Consider the following 24890-nt stretch of genomic DNA (forward strand, 5'->3'; position numbering starts at 1 on the left):
GCCATCGGTAATATTAAATGAGTTGATTCGAAACATCCCTTTCTACATTGACCCCATAAAATCAATAGTTGATAAATTGGAAATTTCATCTTCAACTTTCATGATTGATTTCGATTTATTAATCGCAAAACTACCTAAGAAGGTTAAGGGTAAAAGTCGTTGCTTATTGAGTGCCAAGTAAATCTCGGACTCGGGATTTTGCATCAGTACTTTCAAATCATCCCCATTATTTTTAATCTTTAATACGGCGTCGATTATACCCTGAAGTTTTGTAGCACTATTCATCCAATAGGGATTCGTACTCTTTTTTCCTTCTTGTAAGCGAGCCATAGTATCCATAATTTTTAGGCCAACATTTCCCTGTTTGCTTAAAAAAAGTATCGCTTGACTATAGGAAATATCTTCGGGGAAACGATTAATTATTGGAGGGGTAAAAACAAGTTCATCAGTTTCCAACAGACTTGTAAATTCTTGGTGAAGCATCCCATATAGATCGTTGAAACTCCCATCTAAAAAAGGAAAGTGTGCTACTAATTCATTGAATAGGTAAGGGGATGCACTAAAATTGGGGAATGGGGTTGTCGATGCTGATTTGAAGAGTTCATTTAATTTCTCTTTTATCTCAGGTATAGCTGCTTCTTTTCCACCTTTTTTTAATTGTTCAATAATCTCTTGGAAAGAGGATAAAAATCCTATATGGGTTAAGAGAGCGGTAAAATTATTGTAGGCATCGCGAGCGGATATTTGCTGGTTTCCCACCTTAATGTTAATCGATGGAGAGATATCAACAGGCTCATCTGGGTTACCGTTCAAAAAAGGCATCAAGTTGTTAACGAACTCGGTAAATAATGGCATCAATTTTGGAAGGTAATGATCCTCGTGTAATAGCGCGGATATGATATAGTTGTAAGCTTTAATTTGCTCTAGTAATATTTCTAGGGTCACTGTATCAGAATGGTCCTTAAATTCTTTTACAAGTTGGCGTTTTTGTTCTTTACTTAAATCTTCATCGTCAAAAAAATTTAAAAAAGTTATTAAGTTAGATTCAGTGACCGTTGCTGGTAAAATGAAATGGAAATGCTTATTTTCCGTTTGACTTGATTTTTTTGCAGTAAGGAACGACAAATGTTTGTTGTGAGTGTAATGGGCAAAATCGTGCATTAATCCTTGGCCAATCGATAAAATTGAATATTGGCCTAATAGCTTTCCATATTTATTTTTAAAATTTTTTAATTCTGTTTGAGGGACATAAACGCTAATAAAGGGACCACTAATTTTAATTTTTTTAATAAGGGAATTTTCGGGAAATTTTTTTAAAAACATAGTCTAAGGCCTTGTTCAACAATAATATTGCGCAATATTAATTCAATTAGCTCTTGAATGCAACATAAGGATTATAAAAATACTACTTGGACAATCTGTTAGTTCCCGATATACGAAGATCTTGATTTACTCATTTGGATTGTAAGCGTAGCCTGGTTGCTTGCAACTGTCTCTTGATCACATCTCTCTGCCGACGCCCCGCGGCTTTGTCCGCGGGGTCAAGTGTTTTAGCGCACAGCATCTTGGATCCCACGGACAAGCTGCGGGACGTCGGAAATTAGAGTTGGAATGCGTTTTCAGAGATGTGTATAAGATTCGGTTGCTTGCAACCAGGTAATTCTAAAAAAACATGACACTGAATTACGGTGTTAAAAATAAATTATGGGCTTACTACAAAATAACACGAATAGGACTAAGGCCTTATTCGTGTGGGAGTTAATTCTTCGGAAGAGGTATAGTTATGTGGGTGAGAAGAAAAATTAAATCGATTGGGATTATTACTCAGCCCGAGTTGCTTTGCTTTGTCCACACCTAAAGCGAACCCTATCAGAGAACCAATACAAACATTTCTTGCAATCGACCAGGCACTAAGGGGTGAAGGATATAAAGTAGAGTTCTCATAAATTTTAGCTGCTAATATTAGGGCTTTCTTGGAGATTGGAGACTCACAACAAATTTCAGAAAAATAGATAGAATAATCATCTTCTACCGTACAATTAAATTGCCCTGCTTGGTCTTTAATAAATTCTTCTATTTCACTACTGTTTAAAAAATTAACGACATCAGAGGCGATGAGTGTGTATACGAGGCCATTGAAACCACCTAATAAAGCATTTGCAATAAGAATAACAGGCCTCTCAGTTAAACTAAGTTGTGCATCCTTTAAAAATTGTTTCAACAACGTGCTCCCAAAGCATGATGATCACTTTAATTCGCAAATTACTAGGAAAATTATATACGCATAAGAATTAATTTATCTAGCTTTTTAGTTCATTATTATAGCTATCTTGATTTTCGTTCGACTCAAACGCTTCTCTTGGCTGGTTGAAAAAAACAAATGAAGAATACGCTTGATGATGAGTTTGTGCTAATTCTTGTACCCTTTCGTTAACCAAAACTGGCGAGTGCAATTCATGAATGTCTTGCAGTAGGTTTTCATAGTGTGAACGCAGATTTAAATCGCTATTTTGAGAAGGTTAACAATTTCCTCGAAGGATAAACCAAATTTTCGATAAATGTTTCATGATCTTGGGCAAGCCATGCCAGATTTCTTGCTCCGCAGTTTTGACTAGCTATAGTAATAATTTGATTTTTAGTAAAACCGAGTTTACTTAAGAAAGTAGACTGTTCAATATAGGCGACAAGATTATAATTGCCTCCATTATGACTAGCTAATTTTACTATTTCATCAATAGACAATTGATAATTTTCAATTAATGTCTGAATGTTTTCGTTCACCTCCAAAAGATTACGAAAACCGCCATCATGATTGACCATCATAATAATTTGATCTTTGGTAAAACCTAACTTGATGAAGGAAGTAAAAATCAGCAAAAAAATTTGAGTGTTAAGTTCTCCACTTTGATGATTGACTACCTTTAACATTTCTTCTTCATTAAGGCCTAACTGTTTGAATTCAGCATAGTTTTCAACAAGTGTTTCACAATTCTTTTTCCCGTTAGGATGGCTATTGATTGTTTGTAGTTGCTTTTTAGTAAAATGTGATTGGACTTTTGTAAATGGACTCGTAATTGCGACTGCTACACCCCAAGATCCACCATCCTTACTCACAAGTTTTACAATAGTATTATGGTCCAGCTGATTACTTAATTGCTTATATTTATCTATCACAGCTTTGAGTGTGTAAGGACCTCCATGAGCGCTGGCCATTTTTGCTATCTGTGCAGTCGTAAAACCAAGTTTAATTAAATCCTGGTAATGGTGTTTAACCCCTTCAAGATTACTGACACCGCCTCGTTTAATAATTTGAGTAAGTTGTTCATGATTAAATGTAGCAATTAATTCTTTATGCCAATTTTTTAGATGTTGAACGGTTTTTAAACTGGAATGATTTAATAAAATGCAACGAATTTGCTTTTCACTATACCCTAACTGGTTTAAATTGGTGGATTCAGTTAAGAAAAAATCAGGTTTTATACCAAACTGAATCAATTTATCTTTAATAGTTTTCGATAACTCTGCCGCGTCAATAGTCTGTAACAGTTCTGGGGATAATTTGCTTTTTTTATTTCTTCTATTCTTTTGATCATCAATAGGCTTTCTTTTTCGGTTTGAATTTATTGGCGGAGTAGAGTTAGCAACCGATGACTCTGGATTGAGTAATGTCGGGTTACTAGTCATAAAAGGATAACAATAAGGCGTCAATAGAATGTAAATTTGGTTGGCAAGATAAGACGGATAAGTAGCATTTTCATCGCTAGATGCCTCTTGCATTTGTGCAAGAATATCATTTTGCCAACTGCTACAAAGCGTAGATAGTAGCTCCTTTGAAACTTTAGCGTGTTGTAACCAATTAGATAAAAGGTTCAGTGAAAAATTATGCGCTTGGTTTAGTTTGGGAAACCAAAGTTTTTTCTGCTGAATATCTAGGATGAATTTCTGCAATAACTGCTCGTCTTGCAGGGCATTTTCTAATTGAACAATAAAGTTAGCCATGAATTGAAAAAATAGGGGGAAATTTGTGGCAAAAGTATAAATGGAAGTTTAACAGGTAACGATAGGTAATATTACCCATTTTAAAATTTCAAGCGTGCTACAACTTACCACCGTGAAATACTGTTACAAAGCGCTGTTAATTATCGAATAATCAACTCAAATTCAGATTAATCTCTCAGTGTTCGAAAAACGCATCCTGGTCAATTAGGTTCTTCTCCACTTAAAAGTAATTCATCTATGCAACAAACTGCAATAAATGAAAGGGTCTTGCCATCGCTAAACCAGGACTTACTTAATTCCTTTTGAAGGAAATCAATACAATCGAAATAATTATCAAAAATGAAATCCCTAGCTCGCTATTGAGGCAAAAAGCAAGATCTGACCCCTAGACTCTGTGCTTAGACTCTGTGGCAGCAAGTAAAGTACTTGGTCGCCTTTGGCAACAATACCATTTGATGGAAAAGGTGGAAGTGGACGCAATACTTATTATAAACCAACCCATTTGCTGATGAGCTATTATCCTTCTGAGCATCAAAATAGAGATGAGATAACCTCATGGCAAATGGTAATGACCTCAATGCAAATAGTAGTCACTTACCTGATGATTTGCGAGAGGAATTGATCGATTGACTCCAAAGTCTCGTCAGATAAAGCCCGTCATTTTGAAATTATGCCAACATCACTCGTATTCTGCCGATCAAATGGCGACTATTCTTAATAGAAACGCGCGTGCTTTAAAGACGAAGCAACTTGTACCTATGTGTGAAGAAGGTTTGATAACTTGAGCTACAAGGGTTTATGATGGTCTTTGGTGGGCGGGAATGGTTTTAATAATTGGTGGAGGCGGCGGGAATCGAACCCGCGTCCGCAAATCCTCTGCCATCGGTTCTACATGCGTAGCCTTGTCTTTTAAGTTAACCGTGGTCACTCCGACAGGCAGGATTGAACACGGCGATTCCCTTAATTTAACACCTTAACTCGGGACGGGCCAAGATGCGAGCTTATCTTCTATGACCGTTGATTCGATACCGATAAGCGAGCTCGGTCAACGGGGCGCTGGTTTTATGGCAGCGCACGGTGCGGTTACACTATCAAAGCTTACGCAGCGATAGCTTCACCTGCAAAGTTTTCATCGTTTGCATTTATATTTATTGAGACTGATTTACGAGAGTGCTCCTTCTCGGCATGCTCCTCAGGTTTCGCAACCCGCGTCGAAGCCAGGTCGCCCCCTTTGTACAACTTATAGTATAACACAAGTCACAATGATCAATATGGGAATGAATAAAATTTTTTCAATCCTTTGATAAATCCGTTATGCAGGTTGACAGGTGGTCTGAGTACATCGTATCGCGGGTAGAATTTCCAGGACATGAGCCAGCCATTGGCCATTCCCAGAATGATTCAAGGTATTTAACCGCCCATAAAGCGAACTGTTTAACTTGCAACGTATTAAGGTTGCTAATGGTGCCGTGCAAGGGAGTTTAAAATAAGCTCTATTGCTGGTTGTCGTTTTGATTTTATGTAAAGCGAGCAACTTGCCAAAAGGGGTATTGCTATGTAGCACCGCCTTAATAACAGGATCGGGCAGGGCATTAAAATTCATGGTAATCAATGCGAATTCAACCGTGATGGTTTCATTTCTTGCCTGGGCGACAGACACGTCATTCCGTTTTTTATTGTTATCCATCACCATCAGAATGGCGCGAGAATAAGTGTTCTTCTTGGCATTCTTTTGTGCATGAATCACTTTAATTTGGCCGTTACGTTGATAATACTTTTCCAATCCTAAAGTCATTAACGGCTGGGTTAATAAAAAATTAAAAGGTGCTGGCAGCTCTGATTGTTTTATATCAACTAAGGGCAGTTTTTCTTTACCGAAAATTGGAGGATAGACAAGCGGTTGGGAAGCAGTCGAATCAGTTAATGCAAAAGAAAGATTTACAAATGCAAAAGAAAGACAAAATAAAGCAAACCACTTTGCAAAAAAGGGCATTTCAATCCTGGGGTTAAAGGGCATAGATGCTATGCCCTGATTTAGCGAGCGATATCATTATGCCGCAACAAAGCATCCACTGTAGCTGCTCGGCCACGAAATGCTTCAAACGCCTCGGCTGCTTTTTTAGAACCACCTACCTCCAGGATAGTATGCAAGAAATCCCGTCCTGTTTGTTCATTAAAAATGCCTTCCTCTTCAAAACGTGCAAAGGCATCGCTGGAAAGGACTTCTGCCCATTTATAGCTATAATAGCCAGCGGCATAGCCGCCACCAAAAATATGGGAAAAGCTATGTTGAAAGCGATTGTAATCCACCAGTGGGATAACGGTTGTTTGTTGACGGACTTCGGCTAACACCTTAGCCACAAACTCTTTATGGGACGCATCAAATTCTTCATGAATGCGGAAATCAAACAGGGAAAATTCCAATTGCCGCATCATGGCCATCGCTGACTGAAAATTTTTAGCCGCTAATAATTTGTCAAATAACGCTTTGGGTAGAGGTTCTTTGGTATCCACATGTTCTGCCAGCAACTTCAAGGCATCCTCTTCCCAACACCAGTTTTCAAAAAACTGACTGGGCAACTCGACCGCATCCCATTCCACGCCATTAATTCCAGAGGCACTTAAATAATTAACGCGAGTTAGAATATGGTGTAAGCAGTGTCCAAATTCATGAAATAAGGTGAGCACTTCGTCATGGGACAAGGTTGCCTTTTTGTTGGCAGAGGGTTTGGCAAAATTACAGGTTAGTGTGGCGATGGGTACTTGGAAGCTCTCATCTGCAAGTTGCCGTCTAGTCTGGCAGGAATCCATCCAGGCACCACCGCGCTTGTGAGGTCGTGCAAATAAATCGGCATAAACATAACCACGAACTTGCTGGTTCTCATCCGAAATACGGTAACATTTGACATCAGGATGCCAAATATCAGCATGGTTAACTTCATCAAAACTCATGCCATAAAGTTTTCTCACAATGGCAAATAAACCTGACAATACTTTATCTTGGGGAAAATAAGGACGTAATTCTTCTTGCGAAATCGCATAAAGCGCTTGTCTTTTCTTCTCGGAAAAATAAGCAATATCCCAGGGTGCCAGTTCTTTAATCGAATAGTTTTTTTCAGCAAATTCTTGTAACTTGGCAAATTCTTCTTTGGCCTGAGGATAGGCTTTTGCCGCTAAGTCATTAAGAAAGTCGCGTACCTGTGTTGGAGACTCTGCCATTTTAGTGGCAAGTGATAACTCTGCAAAATTATCAAATCCCAATAGCTGTGCTTTTTCGTGGCGCAGGGTAAGTATCTCTTGCATCACTTCTGAATTATCAAATTTTCCAGCAGAAGGGCCTTTGTCGGAAGCTCTAGTCACGTAAGCATGATACATTTCCTCACGCAAGGCACGATCATCGGCATAACTGACAATGGCCAGATAACAGGGAAATTCCAGATTAAAAACCCATCCGTCCAATTTTTTTTCGACAGCCAATTCATGGGCTGTATGAATAGCATGGTCGGGTAAGCCGCTTAGGCGTTTTTCATCCGTAATATGGATACTAAACGCTTGTGTAGCATCAAGCACATTGTTTTCAAATTGGTTGGATAAGGCTGATAAACGTGTCTGAATCGTTTCAAAACGTTCTTTCTTTTCTTTTGAGAGTGCAACTCCCGATAATTCAAAATCACGCAACGTATCCTCGATAATTTTTTGCTGGGCGCTATCAAGTTTTTCCTTATTGATAGAGTTGATTGCATCATAGAGGGCATGATTATGGCCAATTGCGGCATCATAAGCAGATAGTTTAGGCAAGCAAGCCTGATAACATTCTCGTAAGGGTTTTGAATTCATTACCGCGTGTAAATGGGATAAAGGAGACCAAAAGCGTTCAAGTTTGTCATCCATTTCCTCCAAGGGATACATTAAATTATCCCAGGTATACTCGGTCGTATGATTAAGGATTGCATCAATTTGCTCTAAATTTGTTTGCAGCAGATTATCTAACCGCCCTACAAAATTGCTGAGATCAATGTTGGTAAAAGAAGGTAAAGTCATTGATTTAAGCTCCAAATGCGACAAAGGCCATAGCATAGCATTGAATCAGCAAAGGCTCCATCAACAGGTTAGTTCATTATTCGTTGTAACAATGGGGGAAAAAAGGTCTTCTACCGTCGCCTCTTCCTGTAGGGTTTGGCTGGATGGGGCAAGGTTCCTCGCCTTGAAAAATCCTTTATCTTTTAATAAATCAGCATACTGTGGTTCGGCCAATTTCATAATTGGATTGACTGGCCGTTCTTTTTCTAACAACTGAACTTTGATGTAGGTTAGTAGAGTGATGGTAATAACGAGCGAGGCACCAATAAAAGGAATGACAGGGTTGGTAATCAGAGGTATGGCCAAGCACATTGCAAAAAATAAGCAGGTTACACTGGTCACATTGAGTAGTAACCGTTGCCATTCAAAATCAATATATTGCTGCAACTGTTGTTGATATTCCTTTAATTCTTCTAACTCTGCTGCATGCTCGCCGCCGGTTAGTTCAGCTTCTTTTTTCCGATAAAAAAACTCCAATTCTTTTAATCGTCTTAACTCAATAAAGGCACGAAGCCCGACCCAAAGTGCATCGAAAAGAGCAAGTGAAATGGCTAAGTACATTCCAAAAGGCGCTAAAGTCCCGGTGAATACAAAACAGTTCAAAAGGCTCCCGGCAAACCAGATACTATCATTCCCCAATTCAAACCAGCGTCGTTGTAATTGAGCTTGCAAACGGGCCATAAACGATAATTTCTTTTCTTCCTCGTTCATCCACTTTCCCGGAATGAGATGTTTTAACAGCAGCGCTATATTGACAGTTAACCGTGGAATGTAAAATAACCAGGAAAAATAAGCGATAGCTGGGCGGGCATACTGATCAGCAACGCTTATAAAGTGATAAAAATAATTTAAATCCTTAACCATAGGGATGAGTATTGCAGTAGCAAATACCCGCCGCGTTCTGGTAGCAAATAACCTCAGCCAATTAACCTCGGCTGTTTTCTCCCTGATTTTTTGGGCAAAAAATCCAGCTGTCTTCGTGGTGGGCCTGGTAGGCTGCGGGAACCTAAAATAGCGGTTGTTGAGCCAATTGCGATAAATCGCTTGCTCCGCTTCTAAACGCGCCACCTCTCGTGGTACCGTCAAATAATGTCGATAGAGATGCGCTAACAACTCTGAGAGGATTAAAGCTGTTGCTATCTTCTCTACGAGAATTTCGTTTGTTAAATGGGGCGTGGGATCCCGCTCGAGGGCAAAAATATCATGAGCAAGCTTGGTACAAAAAACACTGTATTCGAAATTTAAAACAGGGTGGTGACGAACGAACGGCTCAAAATAACTTGTATCTTGCTTCGCTAAAAAATGACTGAATTCCCACTGTGGCAATTCCTGTCCGACCTTCTCTGTAATAGTATAGCCAATGTGAGACTGTAATCTACGCAGTACCGCCGTCATACATCCCTGGAAGTCAATTTAATAAAGGAGCAATAATCCCAAAAAATAGACAAAAAGTAAAATTTGCATATTTTTTGCGGCTGGCCTTCTTTTTTTGTGTATTAATAGTACACTAAGTAGTACACTAACTTGCTGATTAATGCCTTCTGAGCGACAATAGACGCCCAAATGAAATTGCATAAGAGTACGCATGAGCCTTACTAACGATTTAGCCAATGCCATTCGCTTTTTAAGTATCGACGCTGTTGAACAGGCACAATCCGGACACCCTGGCATGCCTTTGGGAATGGCCGAAATTGCTACGGTACTGTGGACAAAATTTTTAAAACATAACCCTAAAAATCCGAAATGGTTTAATCGTGATCGCTTTGTTTTGTCAAACGGTCATGGATCGATGCTGCTTTACTCCTTACTCCATTTAACAGGTTATAACTTGAGCCTGGAAGAATTAAAGCGCTTTCGTCAGTTAAATTCAAAAACACCCGGCCATCCGGAGCACGATACCCCAGGGGTGGAAACAACGACAGGACCATTAGGGCAAGGGCTGGCTAATTCAGTGGGTATGGCTATTGCCGAGAAAGTGTTAGCTACGCGATTTAATCGTCCCGGTCTAGAATTGATTAATCACTATACCTATACCTTTGTTGGTGATGGTTGCCTGATGGAAGGTATTTCCCATGAGGCGTGCTCTTTGGCAGGCACATTAGGGCTTGGCAAATTAATTGTTTTTTATGATGACAATGGCATTTCTATTGATGGCAAGGTGGAATCCTGGTTTACAGATGATACAGCGACTCGCTTTAAGGGATACAACTGGCAGGTGATTGGCCCTATTGATGGCCATGATGCACAAGCCGTTGAGCATGCTATTGAACAGGCTCGACAAGAAACAAAAAAGCCAAGTCTCATTATTTGCAAAACAATAATTGGCTACGGTTCGCCCCTTGCAGGCAGTGAAAAATGCCATGGTGCCCCATTAGGTGCAGAGGGTGTGGCCAAAGTGCGCGAAATCTTTAATTGGGCGCATCCCCCCTTTGTTGTACCGGATTCATTATATGCCAAATGGAATCATGAAGAACAAGGCCAACATGACGAAGCACGTTGGTTAGCCAGTTGTCATGCTTACCAGCAACAACATGAAAATGAGTATCATGAATTTTTGCGCCAGATTAATGGTGATTTACCCGACAACTGGGATAAAAGCACAGGGGCTTTTATTGAACAATGCCGACTTCATGATAAATCGCAAGCCACACGTAAAAGTTCCCAACAATGTATTGAGCAGTTTGCTAAATTATTGCCAGAGATGTTGGGTGGTTCGGCGGATTTGACGGGTTCAAATAATACGGATTGGTCAGGAAGTAAGGCAATTACTGCGAGCGATTTTTCAGGAAACTACCTGTTTTATGGCGTACGGGAATTTGCGATGGCTGCCATTATGAATGGCCTGGCACTGCATGGCGGCATCATACCCTATGGCGGCACTTTTTTAGTTTTTGCCGACTATGCACGCAATGCAATCCGTCTCAGCGCTTTGATGCAGCAACGCGTTATCTACGTGTTAACCCATGATTCAATTGGTTTAGGCGAAGATGGCCCCACCCATCAACCCATTGAACACGCAGCGATGTTGCGTATGACGCCAAATTTATTGGTTTGGCGGCCTGCCGATTTAATGGAAACAGCTGTTGCCTGGCAACAAGCGCTTGAACATCATAATGGCCCTTCCGCCTTATTGTTATCACGCCAGAATTTACCAGCCCTTCCCCATGACAAAGCGCATGCGGAATTAATAAAGCGTGGCGGCTACATTCTTCAAGATTGCCAGGGTACCCCCGATGCAATTTTATTAGCGACAGGTTCGGAAGTGCAATTAGCCGTAGCCGCAGCGCAGCAGATGCAGGCATTGGGTAAAAAGATTCGAGTGGTATCCATGCCATGTTGTGAACGCTTTATTGCACAAGAGGATGCTTATCAGGAGCATGTATTACCCAAGGCGGTGCGCAGGCGTGTTGCTATTGAAGCAGCAGCTGCTGATTATTGGTATCGATTTGTTGGTTTGGATGGTAAAGTTGTTGGCCTTAGGCGCTTTGGTGTATCTGCACCAGCAAAAGATGCTTTTGAATACCTAGGTATTACTGAAGAGCAAGTAATTTCTGCCTTAAACACATTATTTTAAAACAGATTCGCGTGGACGAATCACGGTAATTTTCGGAGAGTAGTATGACAATACGAGTCGCAATAAATGGTTATGGCCGCATTGGCCGCTGTATTTTGCGTGCCATTTATGAGTATAAGCGCCAGGATGAATTTAAGATTGTAGCCATTAATGATTTGGCGGGTATTGAAACTACCGCGCATTTGACCCGCTATGATTCCACCCATGGGCGTTTTTCCAGTCAGGTGCAAGTGGAGGGCAATAATTTAGTGATTGATGGGGATGCTATTCGTGTGATTGCCGAACGTGATCCTAATGCGTTGCCCTGGAAAGAATTGGAAGTGGACCTGGTGTTTGAATGTACTGGCCATTTTACGCAGCGTGATGCTGCCATGAAACACATTCATGCTGGCGCTAAAAAAGTCTTGATTTCAGCACCTGGTAAAAACGCTGATGCAACGATTGTCTATGGCGTTAATCATCAAACGTTACAGGCGACGGATGTCATTGTTTCCAACGCGTCTTGCACGACAAATTGCCTGGCTCCCGTCGTTAAGCCTCTGCATGAAACACTGGGGATAGAACACGGTTTGGTGAATACCGTACATGCCTATACCAAAGATCAGATGCTCCTTGATGGTAGCCACAGTGATTTACGTCGTGCCCGCTCTGCAACTCAATCCATTATTCCTACCAAAACGGGCGCAGCAGTTGCCGTTGGTCTGGTTCTTCCTGAGTTAGCGGGGAAGTTGGATGGCTTTGCAATGCGCGTACCTACCTTAAATGTTTCTGTCGTGGATTTAACTTTTACTGCCAAGCGTGAAACAACTGCTGAGGAAGTAAACAATATTATGCGTCAGGCAAAAAATAATATTTTGCACATTAGTGATGAACCGCTGGTTTCTTGTGATTTTAACCATTATCCCGCTTCAGCCGTATTTGATACCACGCAAACAAAGGTGCTCGGTAATTTAGTGAAAGTCGTCGCTTGGTATGATAATGAGTGGGGTTTCTCTAACCGTATGCTGGATACCGCTCAATATATGATGAATCGTTAAGGATGGATGAATGAATCTGCTTAAAATGTGCGAAACCAGCTTGAGTGGCAAACGCTTACTGATTCGCGAGGATTTAAATGTTCCTATTAAAGATGGCCTCATTACCAGTGATCAGCGCTTGCGAGCGGCTTTGCCTACTTTGCAGGCCGCTTTGGATGAAAATGCTGCCGTCATGGTTTTGTCTCATTTAGGACGGCCAGAAGAGGGCAAAGTAGAAAAGCGTTTTTCCCTGCAACCGGTTGCGGATTATATGGCTGCCAGTCTGGATTATCCCGTCCGCTTCGTTACCGATTACTTAGATGGCCTAGAGGTAAATCCAGGCGAACTCGTCATTTGTGAAAATGTACGTTTTAACGTGGGCGAAAAGGCAAATGATGATGTTTTGGCCAAAAAATTGGCTCGCCTTTGTGATATTTTTGTGATGGATGCCTTTGGCACCGCCCACCGTGCACAAGCTTCAACCCATGGCGTGGCAAAATATGCGCCAATTGCAGTAGCAGGTCCACTTTTAGTAAGTGAACTGGAAGCCTTGGAGCATGTGCTGAAAGAACCCGAAAAACCGATTGTTGCCATTGTTGGCGGGGCTAAAGTATCAAGTAAGCTCACCCTCCTAAAACAATTAGTGACGATGGTTGATTATTTAATCCCTGGAGGAGGTATTGCCAATACTTTTCTTAAAGCGCAAGGTTATGAGATTGGTGTGTCCCTTTATGAAGAAGACTTAATTGAAGAGGCGCGCACTATTTTAGCATTGGCAGCAGAAAAGGGTTGTGAAATTCCTTTGCCTATGGATGTAGTTGTCGGCAAGTCTTTCAGTGATAGCTGTCCTGCGTTTAACAAATCGTTAAACAGCGTGGCCAGTGATGACATGATTCTGGACATAGGGCCTGATACCGTAGGGCGTTATGTAGATATCATTGAGGAAGCAAAAACCATCATTTGGAACGGACCAGTAGGCGTTTTTGAATTTCCTCAATTTGCTTATGGCACACGGGCATTGGCCATTGCCATTGCCGACAGCGATGCCTTTTCTATCGCTGGTGGAGGGGATACTTTGGCTGCTATTGATCAATATGATTTAACGCAGCAAATTTCTTATATATCCACTGGTGGCGGGGCCTTTTTGGAGTTTCTTGAAGGGAAAAAATTACCTGCTGTAGCTATCTTGGAAGAGCGTGCCAATGCTTCGTCGAACTAAAATTGTTGCAACTTTGGGTCCTGCTTGTAGCGAGGCGTCAACACTACAAGCGATGCTCGCTGCAGGCGTAGACGTATTACGCATTAATTTCTCGCACGTTGACAGCAGCATTTTTCAAATTGTGGAAAAAGCCAGGACAATAGCCCATGAACTTAACCATCCTTTAGCGATTATGGCTGATTTGCAAGGTCCTAAGCTTCGCATTGGCCGATTCAAAGATAATCAAATAACCTTATTAAATGATCAACATTTTACCTTGAATTGTTCGAGCCAGGAGTTAGGCGATGAGCATTCCGTTTCTGTAGCTTACACGAACTTATGCTACGAATTAGCCGTTGGTGATCATCTGTTATTGGATGATGGGTTAATTGAACTGAAAGTAGATAGCATAGAGCCGCCCTATATTCACTGTGTGGTGGTTGAAGGTGGAGTGCTGCGTAATAATAAGGGTTTGAACCGCAAGGGTGGTGGGCTCGCTGCCAGGGCATTGACTGAAAAAGATAAAAAAGATCTGCAAACGGCGATTGATCTGGAGGTGGATTATCTAACGCTTTCTTTTGTAAAAGACGCACAAGATATTAAGGAAGCTAGAGATTTACTGAATGGGAAAGCTATTCCTATCATTGCCAAAATAGAACGTACGGAAGCATTGCATCACCTGATAGAAATTATTAATGCAACGGATGCAGTGATGGTTGCCCGTGGCGATTTGGGAGTGGAGATTGGTCCAGCTGAAGTCCCTGCTATTCAGAAAAAAATTATTGAGCAAAGCCGACGCCTGGATAAAGTTGTCATTACCGCGACCCAGATGATGGAATCAATGATTTATCAACCACAACCTACCCGAGCCGAAGTATCGGATGTAGCGAATGCCATTTTGGAAGGTACTGATGCAGTGATGTTATCCGCGGAAACTGCAACCGGCAAATTTCCGGTTAAAGTCATTAAAATGGTGGATAGTATTTGTCGAAGTGCGGAAAAGCATGCTGGGTTTTTTTATAATGTGGACAATGAAAGCTGTCATTATCAACGTGCCGATCAAGCTATTGCTATGGCCACGATGCATGCAGCCAACCATTTCCCGATTAAGGCCATTGTGGCACTGACTGAATCTGGAGCAACAGCCATTTGGATGTCTCGTCAACAAAGTATTGTGCCGATTTATGCGGTAACAGCCAACGCTCGAACAGTCGGCAAGTTAAGTTTGGTTAATAATGTCTTTCCCATTTATATGGATTATCATTGTTTAGAAGACAACACCGTTAATGAGCAAGTCCTCAACTATCTGATACAACAAGGTTTTCTTGAAAAGAATGCCTTTGTTTTACTCACTCGCGGGCACACAATAGGTAAGCCAGGGGGTACCAATTGTATGGAAATTGTAAGAGCCTAAAATAGGCTCTTAGTCCTCTTAGTCGGTAGTCTCTTGTTGTGCTTTACGCGATAACCCTAATTTTTCTTTTAACCTGGCAACGGCATCTGGATCAAACTGCCTTGATGGTTTATGTTTTACCACAACAGCAGCCCTAGGGGGTGGAGTAACTGGATTTTGTGCGCTGAAAGCAGGTGCACGTTCGGGAAAATAGGGCAAATTCGTCTCTTGTGATTGCACGGAAGGTCTTGCATTTGAGTATGTAGTTGGCTTGATAGAAGAAAATTGTTTTCGCGAATTGCGTACACTTTTTTCGACCCGTTTTTTAATTTTTGCAGCGGCTTTTTCCGCCTCTTCTTCAGTAACCATACTAACAGGGTTACCTTGCAAATCAACACGCATTTCGCGTGCTTTAAGGCAGGTTAAATAATCTATCCGTCGGGTGAAAATAACGACTGCTTCACGTAATTTGCTTTTGGAAATTCCGCACGCTGCCGCTTTATCAGCTAAAGCTAAAATGTCATCCATAATCCCTATTTTTAATGGACGAATACGCAGTGTATTATCAAACGCTTGCGGAAAAGTGGTAGCAAGCCATGATAATGCGTCATTACGGTTTTTTTTAGATTGATTTTTTTGTGTCTTATTAATTATTACTGTGCGTGGATGAAGTTCTTGCCTTCTCATGCTGTTACCTTTTTTCTAAAAATTCAAAGTGGGCGTGAAGACGACACTGTTTTAAGCTATAGGTAAAATGATTATACGAGTTGTATCTTGCCATATATTAAGAAAACAGGTTCTTTTGAAATGCGCATACAATGTACAGCGTTTAATGCCTATTTGCAAGTGCAACTTTTTATAAACCACTTAATTCCTAGATGTGCCTAAACTTAGTGTCAGTTGTTTCGCATGACCACATAAAAATTTGTCCTGAGTATCCCAACAACACTGTGGCAAACATCAAAAAAGACGACCGTCATCCCGTAGTGAGGAATCTCCTTTGTATCAGGGGATGTCTCTCTACGTTCGACATGACGTACGGCTTTGGGAGCAAAAGCTTGCTTTGTTTTAAAAGTAAGACTGTTTTAAATTAAAAAAAGAAGGATATACTGTAAATAATAAATATTATTATCTTTTATTACTAAATAGGTAGGTCATTGGCAATGATTAGTCGACTCTTCTGGACATTTCTTGCTATTTTTTTCCCCTGGCTTGTTCTGTTACTCGATGATAATCCAGGTGGTGCAATCGTGGCTTTAGTGATGCAAGCGACCATTATAGGCTGGATCCCCGCTTCTTTTTGGGCAATCCGTATCTTGCAGGAGAATGCCGAAGCTTCAAAGGAAGAAAAGAAAAAGTCAGAATAAAAAATATTTAAGTTATGGAGCTAGTATGGCTATTCGTGTAATTGTTAATGGTGCCCAAGGTAAAATGGGGATACTTGCGTGCGAAACAATAAAAAATCACCCTGATTTTGAACTGGTTGGTGGATTGACTCGTCATGATAATCTTCGTGATTCCATCATTACTCTTAAAGCAGACATTGTGGTCGATTTAACCCGTGCTGATTGTGTATATGAAAATAGTCTTGCGATTATTGAAGGTGGTGCACATCCTGTTATTGGAACAAGTGGTTTAACCATGGAGCAAATCCATACATTAAAAGAGCATTGTGACAATAAACAATTAGGCGGTATTATTGTTCCCAATTTTTCAATTTCTGCTGTTTTAATGATGCGATTTGTCGCCGATGCGGCGAAATTGCTCCCGGATGTAGAAATTGTTGAAACACATCATCAACAAAAATTTGATGCGCCCTCAGGCACGGCAATGAAAACAGCAGAAATGATAGCCAGGGCTCGCACGCACAATCCCCAAGCGATAAAGGGACATGAATTAGTTACAGGGGCTCGCGGCGGAACGCATGAAGGTGTGAAAATCCACTCCTTACGTCTTCCAGGAGTAGTTGCTCGCCAACAGGTGATTTTTGGTACTACGGGTGAAACCTTAACTATCATGCATGACAGTATCGACAGGATTTCCTTTATGCCAGGAATAATTTTAGCCTGCCAAAAAGTTAAAAATTTAGAGTCACTTTATTATGGTTTAGAGCACCTTTTGGAGTAAGGGTTATAAAGGTAAATTAAAAGTAATTTTTGCTGTCATCCTTGTGAAGGCAGTAGTTGGGTCGTTTTCGACCCAACACACCAGCATCGCTTTGAGTTAAATGACGCCCCCATTCTTACCACTTCATGATTCTAGCCATCGCTTAACAATCAAACGCCTAATATTTAGTGGGGTAGAAGACTGAATCCGATCTGGAAAGCTTGGAAGTTGAAACCTTATCTTTATCAAAAAAATTAAGGAAAGAACCTAATTTTTGTGATCTTGGACGTCCTTTGGGGGTTCCTTCAGACCCAGAAGAGGGCTCAGGAGGAGGAACAATCCAGTTTGCAAAAATCTCTTGCAAGCCACTAATTAGTGATTTCAAATCATTAATTTCTTCGTCTCGTCGCTTAGCTTCGGTTTTAAGCGAGTTAACTTCGGCCTTTAGACTGATAATCTCCTCTCGATTCCTCAACGTTTCTTGCTGCAAATCAGAATTTTGACGCTGGACACTTTTTAGATGCACTGAAGCATGGGTTGACAAGAGTTCTGTCTGGCTTACTTTTTTTCGTAATGTTTGGGTTTGCTCTTGCACCTTGGTTTTAATGGATTTCTTACTGGAATACAACTTGGTTTTTGGACTAGACATTGCTATAGCGGGGGCAGCGGTTTCCTCTTGGTTACTATCATAAATAATTTCCCTTTCACTGAGTGTTTTAAGCGAACTAAGAAATAGTTCAACTTTTTCATCCAGGGAATAAACCTTGCAGTCTTTGACTTTGCCATTGGTAGAGAGTTCATAAACTTGGTTACTGTACATCGTTGCTGCATGTTTAATCGTTTTAGAATCCCAGCATTGAATTTCGTTTTGATAACGAAGCGTCAACGATCGGGCAAATAATTCAGCCATTTTTTTTGCATGATCCGGATTTTGCAAAATTGCTAGAATATTTTGCATCCGCTTATCTTCAAAATAATCAAGCACGCCTTCGCCTAATTCATTTAAAGTAAAGGAGGCAACTGTATCCAACAAAGCACCAACAATAGGGACACTACCAAGTAAACCGCCAATCAAGGAGGAAGAAAGCCCCACCATTTTTTTTCCTGCTCCCGCTTTCTTTTCCACCAATTGACTAAAAATTGAAATAACACCAATAATTTTTGCCCACAGTGCAATATAACTGGTGTTATAAAATAGATTGCTTTTTTCGTCTTCGCGGATTTGTTTAAGCGTGATTAACTTTTTGGTTTTATCATCCAGGTATTGCTGAGTTAATTCATGAGGGACAGTCAATTTCCCAGAAATTTCATTAAAAAAACTCTCTTGCTCCTGGTGAATAATTGCACTTAATTTAACTTCAAGATCACTGACTAATTGAGTATAGACATCTCCGTGCATCAGCTGGTTAAACAGCTCGAGAATATTTTCCTGAATAAGCTGTGACTTTTCCTCAATCTGTTTTTCGATTTCAGCGGATAACTCCCCTTTCTGTGAGTGCAGGGTAGTTTCCAATTCTTGCATCTTAAGACGCAACGTATCGATTTCCGGTGATTCGTTTAAAGTGAATTCACAACTTTCTACTGTTTGTAGATAGAGAAGTGATTGCGCTTCCCGCTCTTCTTCCCGTTCGATAATGATGGCTAGCCAATTCAGTAAATTACTATTTTCTCGCTGCAACAAAGCATGGTTGCTTTGCAGCATTAAATAATTATCTTCTGACTGTACCTTGGTTTTTTTGATTAATTCAAGCTGGTAATTTAATAATTGTGAGTGTTCTTCTAATACGTTGTTCCCTTGTTTTAGCTGTAGGTTATTTTGTTTTAATAATGTAAGTTCTTTTTTTAACAGCTCATTTTCCTGCTTAAGACAAGTGTTTTCTTGTTCGTAGAGCGATTCTAAACTAGTAGATGTAGACTCTTCGTAGGGTGGTGGAGGGTCATTAATGTAAAGATCATTCTCATTGGTTTCAAATGGCATAAAGCACTTCCTTGCTTACTACAACGTAATAATTACTGCCAAAAATAATCACTATATATAAATATCTTTTATTGAGCAATTGGAAATTAAAAATACGAAAAGCAGATTTTTTAATGAAAAAAAAGCCAAAAAGAGCGTAGGCTAAGAGCAATAATTAAGCTACCAACAAGAATCATGAGCAAGTTGGCAGGTAAAATACGCACCATGTAAGCTGAGATAGGAGCAGCAATAGCCCCTCCTGTGATTAATCCAAGAAGGGCTTGCCATTCAGTAATTTTGATAGTAACAAAAAAGGCAGCAGTTATACTCATAGTGACTAAAAATTCAGCTAAATTAACCGAGCCAATGGTATAACGCGGTGGCTCGCCTTGAGCCAGGAGTGTGGAATTAACAATAGATCCCCATCCACCGCCGCCTGCTGCATCCAAAAATCCGCCTATAAAACCAAGCGTGATTAAACGAGGCATTTTTTGCGCTGGCTTTTCTCTTTTTAGTAAAGTATGAACTAAATAATCATAAATCTTTTCTGATAATTCCGTTCTTTGAAATGATTTATAAAGCACATAAATTCCCATTATCAAAAGATAACCCATTATAAGAGGTTTGATAATGTTGATAGGAGCAAAACTTAAAACTTGTGCACCGACAATCCCCCCAAACATGCCTGGGATGGCCAGGCGGCGAAACAGCGTCGGATTAATATTCTTGAACATCATATGGGACAGACCTGAAATACCTGTGGTAACAATTTCTGCCGCATGTACACTGGCACTTGCCAAAGGTGGGGCAATGCCTAGAGTAAGTAATACAGTCATGCTAATAAGGCCATATCCCATTCCCAAACCGCCATCAACTATTTGGGCTCCAAAACCTACCAGCGTAAAAAGCCAAAAATCACTCACTATGGTGTCCTTATTACTGCGAGTACACAGAATTCTCGTTAAATGCCATGAACTTGGTTTTTACTAACAGACTGATAGTATGTTGAGCTTTTTCTTGAGACTCCTCTTCGCATAAATCAAGCAAGGCTTGATAAAGTTTCTGAATTGCCGGGGCTCGAGTCCAGCTCTCTCGAGGCCGTTGTTTAATTTCAAAAATAATTTGGGCAAGCTTATAGGCATGGGCTGCGTCATCATTGCCAGGACAACCTAAGATAGGTTTGATTTTTTCGAATCCTTTAGGTGCTGGTGATGAAATAAAAGGAAGCTTCCAGGTTCTATTGCTTAGAAATTTTTGCTCACCACATAATATTGCAAGCTCATTGAGAATGGCTTGTCGTAGTTCTGATGATAATTTCAAACTTGCCAGCATACACTCTGCAAACCTAGGCTTTACTAATCTCGGTAAATCTCCAATACGTCCGACTTCATTATTCGTGGCTAAAATATCACTGTTGCGAAGAGCGTGCTCACCTGCTTTTTTGCGAATAGCTTCGGCTATATCTGCTGGCCAATATTTTTCAGGTGTTTTAATTCCATCCGAGCCGGGTGCATTTTGCCCTGCAAGCTTATCACCATGCCCTGAAACGACTAATGTTGCTACAAATTCTACAAAATCTGCTCGCTCATGACCTTCATCTTTCAGACTTGACCATCGTCCTTTTTGATCTCGATACAGTTCCTTCGCAAATATATCTTCTGTTTCTATTTCTTCACGATCTTTGCCGCTGACACAAGTACTTGTTGCTTTGCCTTCTGCTTTCATAAATATAAGATTTTCGATGGAGGCTAAAAAAAGTTCTCTTCCATGATAATCAAAGACAGTCGCAGTACCATAAGAAGAATTTAATACAGCATGATATTCCTCCGCAAGCATCTGTAAATCCAGTAAATTAGCCAGGTAACTGTCCAGTTCTTCTTTTTCTGTATAAACCTTTCTTAAGTGCAAATGTTGGCTAAGCAACTGTTGCCAGCCAGGAAATGATTTAAGCAATGGATAATTTTCGCTGAACAAAGCGACCATATTTTTTCTAACAAGCTCACTTTTAGCATCCATTTCTAACGAAAAATAGGAGGTTTCTTTGTTTTCGTGTTTATATTCAACTTCAGTAAAAGCTTGGGCTATTATTTGCTCGATTTTTTTTAAATCCCAGGAAAGATCCAGTTCCTGTACTTTATTAACCAAAAGAATAATCTGGACCATGTTATATATAGCCATACAAGCAGGATCATTGGCTTGGGTATAGTAAAGGTATTTTGCCATGTTAAGAGGATGATTAGTTGACAAAATAATACGATTGGTTTCTTTCTGAAAATGGCTTATCGTTTCTTGGCGCTCTTGATCCAAATAGTAGTCGGGTATTAGACCATCAAGCAATTTAACAGGACTAATCAATGTTTGGATTAAGATAGGTTGCTTCGCTTCAGCAGTGCTAATAATTCTCGCTAAATTGCGCGATGCATGAAGTTTTTTAACTTGTGGAGGGAGCTTAATTACATCACGAGAAGCCAAATGACTTGAGCGCGTTCGGGAAGGATATCGTTTAACAACCTCCCCTTTCTCTGTAAGGGTTAAGCAGTTACTTTCGCAGAGGTTTGCCGTTAAAGGGATGCGACGTTGACGACTGGGTACAAAGGAAATCGCATCTTCCAAAAGCTCGTGGCTGTCTAATGCTTTTTTAAGAAACTGTTGTTCATATTCTTCTAGCACGACAAACCAATAGGGAAGTTTTTTTAATACTTCCAGCTCTTGTGCATTAAAATGACTATTCTTTGCTGGTGCTTTAGTTGCTTCTACCGTCCAGCTTTGAATTTTATCGCTAAATTCCTTAAGTTGAGAATCAATCTCTTGTATGTTGAGTTTAGAATCAAAAAACAGTTTAAGTAATTGTTGATCATGGCGAGGTAAACCTGTAAACCAAGTGGGAAATTTGTTACCCCGGATAGCCTCTAAATCATTGGTCAAACTTCGATAGTTTTTAATTTCAGCCCATTTAAGCATAAATTGGTTTAAAGCAAACTTAAGTTTGGAAAGTGTTTCTTCATTGGATTCAATGACAACATATTGTGGAATACAAGAATGCAAATAAATTTGCATTAGGTAAGGTAATTCACGAAACCAGACGGGTGTGGTAATTAAGCGTTCCTGTTTTATCGCATTAAATTCTTGAAAGGTTTCCGGCAGATATGGAGCTAATGGCCTTTCCCAACGTAATACATATTCTGTTTTATCATTAATTTTTAAAGGAATGAGTGTTGCTATACTCGCTCGGCCTTCTTTCATAATGACATATTGTTCTGCCTTGTTTAAAAGCTCAGTGGCTAATTTTATTTTATCACGTGAACCAACTGCATAGGGATAATAATCGGTAAGGGCATTGACTAGCAGGCCAGTATATTTCGCAAGGATTTCCTGATATTTATCAATGGGTTCCCCTTCGGGCAATAGGCACAAGGATTTACACCACAAGAGATAGTCTTCTAATGCGCGCCTTTTTGTCGTAAAAGCAGGAATTGTGTCTAAAATGTATAAAAATGATTGGTGTAAGCTATCGATACGCCGTTGGTAACTGCATTTTAAATCAGGAACTTTCGGGTAGTACTCTACTTCGAAGTCGCCAATAATTTTCTTTAGATTTTCTTCTAATAGTGAAGGGAGCTTTGGTTTTTTCTGAAGGTGCGCAGTTTCTTCCTTTAATTCATTCTCAAATCCAGAAAATTTAGTGCCTTCGGCCAGGCGCAATATTGTTTTTTTTCCCATGTTCCTTTTTTCCTTGCCTGCATTGATTGTTTTATTATTAAATAAATCCTTGTAGTTAACAATTTCTTCTAGATTATTTTAAGTAAGATATTCAATGCTGTTCATGCTACACTGAGTTTCTTTATTTAAGGATAAAACATGAAAATAAAAACAGGGGATTATACTGGCTCTTCTAATATTGGTATAAGTGAAGCGATTGCAAATGCCTTAACCAAGGCCGGTGAACCTGCCAGGATTGAAATCGTTGAAACACGTAGTTCCCATGTTGGTGGAGATAAACGTTATTATCAGGTATTACTAAGCACTTATGCTGACTAAATCACATCTTAAAAGGAGTTTTCAAGATGAGTTATACCGTCCCTCATTACTTTGGAGGTAAGCCATGGACTGTTACCTCTACCAATTCGCAAACGCTCTATAATCCTGCGCTAGGAGAAGCCATAGGCCAGGTTTATTTTGCGGATAAAGAAACCTGTGATAAGGCAGTTGCGGCTGCAAAAGCCGCTTGGCCTGCCTGGGCAGAAACTACCCCTTTAAAAAGAGCTCGAATCTTATTCAAATTTAGGGAGCTTCTTGAGAAACATCAACTTGATTTGGCACGTATCGTTACGCGCGAACATGGAAAAACGCTGGAGGATGCCAAAGGATCTGTAGCGCGCGCTATAGAAGTCGTGGAGTTTCACTGTGGTTTGGTAGCCCAATTACAAGGTGACTTTTCCGCGGATGTATCCAACCATATTGACTGCTTCACGTTGCGACAGCCTTTGGGTGTATGTGCGGGCGTGTCCCCCTTTAACTTTCCTATAATGGTGCCTGTCTGGATGATGATTCCCGCCATTGCCTGTGGCAATACCTTTATTTTAAAACCTTCTGAGCAAGACCCTTCGGCACCAGTCCGCCTATTGGAATTTTTAACAGAGGCTGGGTTACCAGATGGGGTTGCCAATTGCATCCATGGCGATAAGGCGGTAGTTGATTATTTACTGACACATCCTGATATCCAAGCATTTACGGCAGTCGCTTCAACCCCCGTTGCAGAAGCTATCTATACGAAGGCAACGGCGCACGGTAAACGGGCCCACACGTTTGGTGGTGCAAAAAATCATTGTATTGTGATGCCTGATGCAGATTTGGATCAAGCGGCGAATGCTATTGTCGGTGCAGGATATGGCTCAGCCGGTGAACGGTGTATGGCTATCTCTGCCATTATTGCGGTTGGTGAAAATACCGCCGAAAAATTATTGGATAAATTAATACCACTCATTCAAGCCATCCGCATTGATAATGGCGAAGTTCCTAGCACCGATATGGGGCCTTTAATTAGTAGCGCCCATAAGCAACGAGTACTGGATGCTATCGATAAAGGGGTTGCTGAAGGTGCGCGGCTTGTTGTTGATGGTCGTAATTTTAAGCATAGAGACTATCCAGAAGGTTACTTCGTTGGTCCTTCGCTCTTTGATCAAGTGACGGAGTCAATGTCAGTTTATCAAAACGAAATCTTTGGGCCTGTGCTGGTGGTATTACGCACCTCTGATTTTGAAGAAGCGTTGGCTTTAGTAAATAGTCACCAGTATGGTAATGGTACCGCTATTTTTACGCGGGATGGTTACACCGCCCGAGAGTTTAGTCGGCGAGTCCAAGTGGGTATGGTAGGCATTAACATTCCAATCCCGGTACCTATTGCCAGCCATCCCTTTGGCGGGTGGAAGCGTTCTTCATTCGGGGATACTAATATGCACGGTAAGGAAAGTATAGATTTTTATACTCGCCGTAAAACCGTGACCAGCAAATGGCCAGTGACGAATCTTGACGAAAGCGCCTTCACTATGCCGGTCCACAAGTAAAGA

18 protein-coding genes and 1 other RNA gene are annotated in these 24890 nt (G+C 40.6%); 8 read left to right on the forward strand and 11 right to left on the reverse strand.

The features are described 5' to 3' along the window. Positions 1-42: 42 nt before the first annotated feature. The 7 genes from Ljam_RS10560 to Ljam_RS10585 form a co-directional block, all read right to left on the reverse strand. The gene (locus Ljam_RS10560) at positions 43-1323 is read right to left on the reverse strand and encodes a hypothetical protein (RefSeq protein ID WP_058449988.1); all 1281 of its coding nucleotides are present in this window, start codon (positions 1321-1323) and stop codon (positions 43-45) included. A 412-nt stretch (positions 1324-1735) separates the two neighbouring features. After that, positions 1736-2221 carry a hypothetical protein gene (locus Ljam_RS10565; protein ID WP_058449989.1) on the reverse strand — a complete coding sequence of 162 codons (486 nt, stop codon included), beginning with the start codon at positions 2219-2221 and terminating at the stop codon, positions 1736-1738. Between the two features lie 284 nt (positions 2222-2505). After that, positions 2506-3999 (reverse strand): TAL effector repeat-containing protein, encoded by a 1494-nt coding sequence (locus Ljam_RS10570; protein WP_058449990.1) that lies wholly within the window; start codon positions 3997-3999, stop codon positions 2506-2508. 835 nt (positions 4000-4834) lie between these two features. Next, positions 4835-5229, reverse strand: a transfer-messenger RNA (tmRNA) gene (gene ssrA, locus Ljam_RS14795). Between the two features lie 82 nt (positions 5230-5311). Further along, positions 5312-5992 (reverse strand): hypothetical protein, encoded by a 681-nt coding sequence (locus Ljam_RS10575; protein WP_238583718.1) that lies wholly within the window; start codon positions 5990-5992, stop codon positions 5312-5314. A gap of 41 nt (positions 5993-6033) precedes the next feature. Next, positions 6034-8040 (reverse strand): M3 family metallopeptidase, encoded by a 2007-nt coding sequence (locus Ljam_RS10580; protein ID WP_162262922.1) that lies wholly within the window; start codon positions 8038-8040, stop codon positions 6034-6036. A gap of 60 nt (positions 8041-8100) precedes the next feature. Further along, on the reverse strand, positions 8101-9474 hold the full coding sequence (locus Ljam_RS10585; RefSeq protein WP_058449992.1) for a hypothetical protein: 1374 nt from the start codon (positions 9472-9474) through the stop codon (positions 8101-8103). 190 nt (positions 9475-9664) lie between these two features. Between Ljam_RS10585 and tkt the strand changes: the two genes are divergently transcribed. The 4 genes from tkt to pyk are packed head-to-tail and all read left to right on the forward strand — an operon-like array spanning position 9665 to position 15281. Continuing rightward, on the forward strand, positions 9665-11653 hold the full coding sequence (gene tkt, locus Ljam_RS10590; RefSeq protein WP_058449993.1) for a transketolase: 1989 nt from the start codon (positions 9665-9667) through the stop codon (positions 11651-11653). 44 nt (positions 11654-11697) lie between these two features. Further along, positions 11698-12690 carry a type I glyceraldehyde-3-phosphate dehydrogenase gene (gene gap, locus Ljam_RS10595; protein ID WP_058449994.1) on the forward strand — a complete coding sequence of 331 codons (993 nt, stop codon included), beginning with the start codon at positions 11698-11700 and terminating at the stop codon, positions 12688-12690. A gap of 10 nt (positions 12691-12700) precedes the next feature. Beyond that, complete coding sequence (locus Ljam_RS10600) at positions 12701-13888, forward strand: phosphoglycerate kinase (protein WP_058449995.1); 1188 nt, start codon at positions 12701-12703, stop codon at positions 13886-13888. After that, a complete protein-coding gene (pyk, locus tag Ljam_RS10605) occupies positions 13872-15281 on the forward strand; it encodes a pyruvate kinase (protein WP_058449996.1) in 1410 nt (469 codons plus the stop codon). The genes Ljam_RS10600 and pyk overlap by 17 nt, the downstream gene beginning before the upstream one ends. An 18-nt stretch (positions 15282-15299) precedes the next feature. Here the strand turns inward: pyk and Ljam_RS10610 are convergent, their stop codons facing one another. Then, positions 15300-15947, reverse strand: coding sequence for a ProQ/FinO family protein (locus Ljam_RS10610; protein WP_058449997.1), 648 nt, complete (start codon positions 15945-15947; stop codon positions 15300-15302). A gap of 476 nt (positions 15948-16423) precedes the next feature. On the opposite strand from Ljam_RS10610, the gene Ljam_RS10615 reads away from it, so the two are divergent. After that, positions 16424-16627, forward strand: a complete 204-nt coding sequence (locus Ljam_RS10615; RefSeq protein WP_058449998.1) for a hypothetical protein — start codon at positions 16424-16426, stop codon at positions 16625-16627. 25 nt (positions 16628-16652) lie between these two features. Next, positions 16653-17387, forward strand: a complete 735-nt coding sequence (dapB, locus tag Ljam_RS10620; RefSeq protein WP_058449999.1) for a 4-hydroxy-tetrahydrodipicolinate reductase — start codon at positions 16653-16655, stop codon at positions 17385-17387. 157 nt (positions 17388-17544) lie between these two features. Here the strand turns inward: dapB and Ljam_RS10625 are convergent, their stop codons facing one another. From Ljam_RS10625 to sidP, 3 genes are all read right to left on the reverse strand, one after another. Continuing rightward, entirely contained in the window at positions 17545-19344 is a 1800-nt protein-coding gene (locus Ljam_RS10625; RefSeq protein WP_058450000.1) for a hypothetical protein, read from the reverse strand. 110 nt (positions 19345-19454) lie between these two features. Beyond that, positions 19455-20246, reverse strand: coding sequence for a sulfite exporter TauE/SafE family protein (locus Ljam_RS10630; RefSeq protein WP_058450001.1), 792 nt, complete (start codon positions 20244-20246; stop codon positions 19455-19457). Positions 20247-20259: 13 nt separating this feature from the next. Further along, positions 20260-23043 carry a Dot/Icm T4SS effector PI-3-phosphatase SidP gene (gene sidP / locus Ljam_RS10635; protein ID WP_058450002.1) on the reverse strand — a complete coding sequence of 928 codons (2784 nt, stop codon included), beginning with the start codon at positions 23041-23043 and terminating at the stop codon, positions 20260-20262. A gap of 138 nt (positions 23044-23181) precedes the next feature. Between sidP and Ljam_RS10640 the strand changes: the two genes are divergently transcribed. Further along, complete coding sequence (locus Ljam_RS10640) at positions 23182-23361, forward strand: hypothetical protein (protein WP_058450003.1); 180 nt, start codon at positions 23182-23184, stop codon at positions 23359-23361. Positions 23362-23387: 26 nt separating this feature from the next. Further along, positions 23388-24887: a CoA-acylating methylmalonate-semialdehyde dehydrogenase gene (locus Ljam_RS10645; RefSeq protein ID WP_058450004.1), complete on the forward strand. Its 1500-nt coding sequence runs from the start codon at positions 23388-23390 to the stop codon at positions 24885-24887. The last annotated feature ends 3 nt before the right edge of the window (positions 24888-24890 follow it).

Source organism: Legionella jamestowniensis, assembly GCF_001467745.1.
Classification (GTDB): domain Bacteria; phylum Pseudomonadota; class Gammaproteobacteria; order Legionellales; family Legionellaceae; genus Tatlockia; species Tatlockia jamestowniensis.

Bases quoted from the DNA above. Each gene is read 5' to 3' on its own strand.
- Ljam_RS10640 (WP_058450003.1), top strand. From the start codon at position 23,182: ATGAAAATAAAAACAGGGGATTATACTGGCTCTTCTAATATTGGTATA.
- pyk (WP_058449996.1), top strand. From the start codon at position 13,872: ATGCTTCGTCGAACTAAAATTGTTGCAACTTTGGGTCCTGCTTGTAGC.
- Ljam_RS10610 (WP_058449997.1), bottom strand. From the start codon at position 15,947: ATGAGAAGGCAAGAACTTCATCCACGCACAGTAATAATTAATAAGACA.
- Ljam_RS10575 (WP_238583718.1), bottom strand. From the start codon at position 5,992: ATGCCCTTTTTTGCAAAGTGGTTTGCTTTATTTTGTCTTTCTTTTGCA.
- tkt (WP_058449993.1), top strand. From the start codon at position 9,665: ATGAGCCTTACTAACGATTTAGCCAATGCCATTCGCTTTTTAAGTATC.
- sidP (WP_058450002.1), bottom strand. From the start codon at position 23,043: ATGGGAAAAAAAACAATATTGCGCCTGGCCGAAGGCACTAAATTTTCT.
- Ljam_RS10625 (WP_058450000.1), bottom strand. From the start codon at position 19,344: ATGCCATTTGAAACCAATGAGAATGATCTTTACATTAATGACCCTCCA.
- gap (WP_058449994.1), top strand. From the start codon at position 11,698: ATGACAATACGAGTCGCAATAAATGGTTATGGCCGCATTGGCCGCTGT.
- Ljam_RS10600 (WP_058449995.1), top strand. From the start codon at position 12,701: ATGAATCTGCTTAAAATGTGCGAAACCAGCTTGAGTGGCAAACGCTTA.
- Ljam_RS10585 (WP_058449992.1), bottom strand. From the start codon at position 9,474: ATGACGGCGGTACTGCGTAGATTACAGTCTCACATTGGCTATACTATT.
- Ljam_RS10580 (WP_162262922.1), bottom strand. From the start codon at position 8,040: ATGACTTTACCTTCTTTTACCAACATTGATCTCAGCAATTTTGTAGGG.
- Ljam_RS10615 (WP_058449998.1), top strand. From the start codon at position 16,424: ATGATTAGTCGACTCTTCTGGACATTTCTTGCTATTTTTTTCCCCTGG.
- Ljam_RS10645 (WP_058450004.1), top strand. From the start codon at position 23,388: ATGAGTTATACCGTCCCTCATTACTTTGGAGGTAAGCCATGGACTGTT.
- Ljam_RS10570 (WP_058449990.1), bottom strand. From the start codon at position 3,999: ATGGCTAACTTTATTGTTCAATTAGAAAATGCCCTGCAAGACGAGCAG.
- Ljam_RS10560 (WP_058449988.1), bottom strand. From the start codon at position 1,323: ATGTTTTTAAAAAAATTTCCCGAAAATTCCCTTATTAAAAAAATTAAA.
- dapB (WP_058449999.1), top strand. From the start codon at position 16,653: ATGGCTATTCGTGTAATTGTTAATGGTGCCCAAGGTAAAATGGGGATA.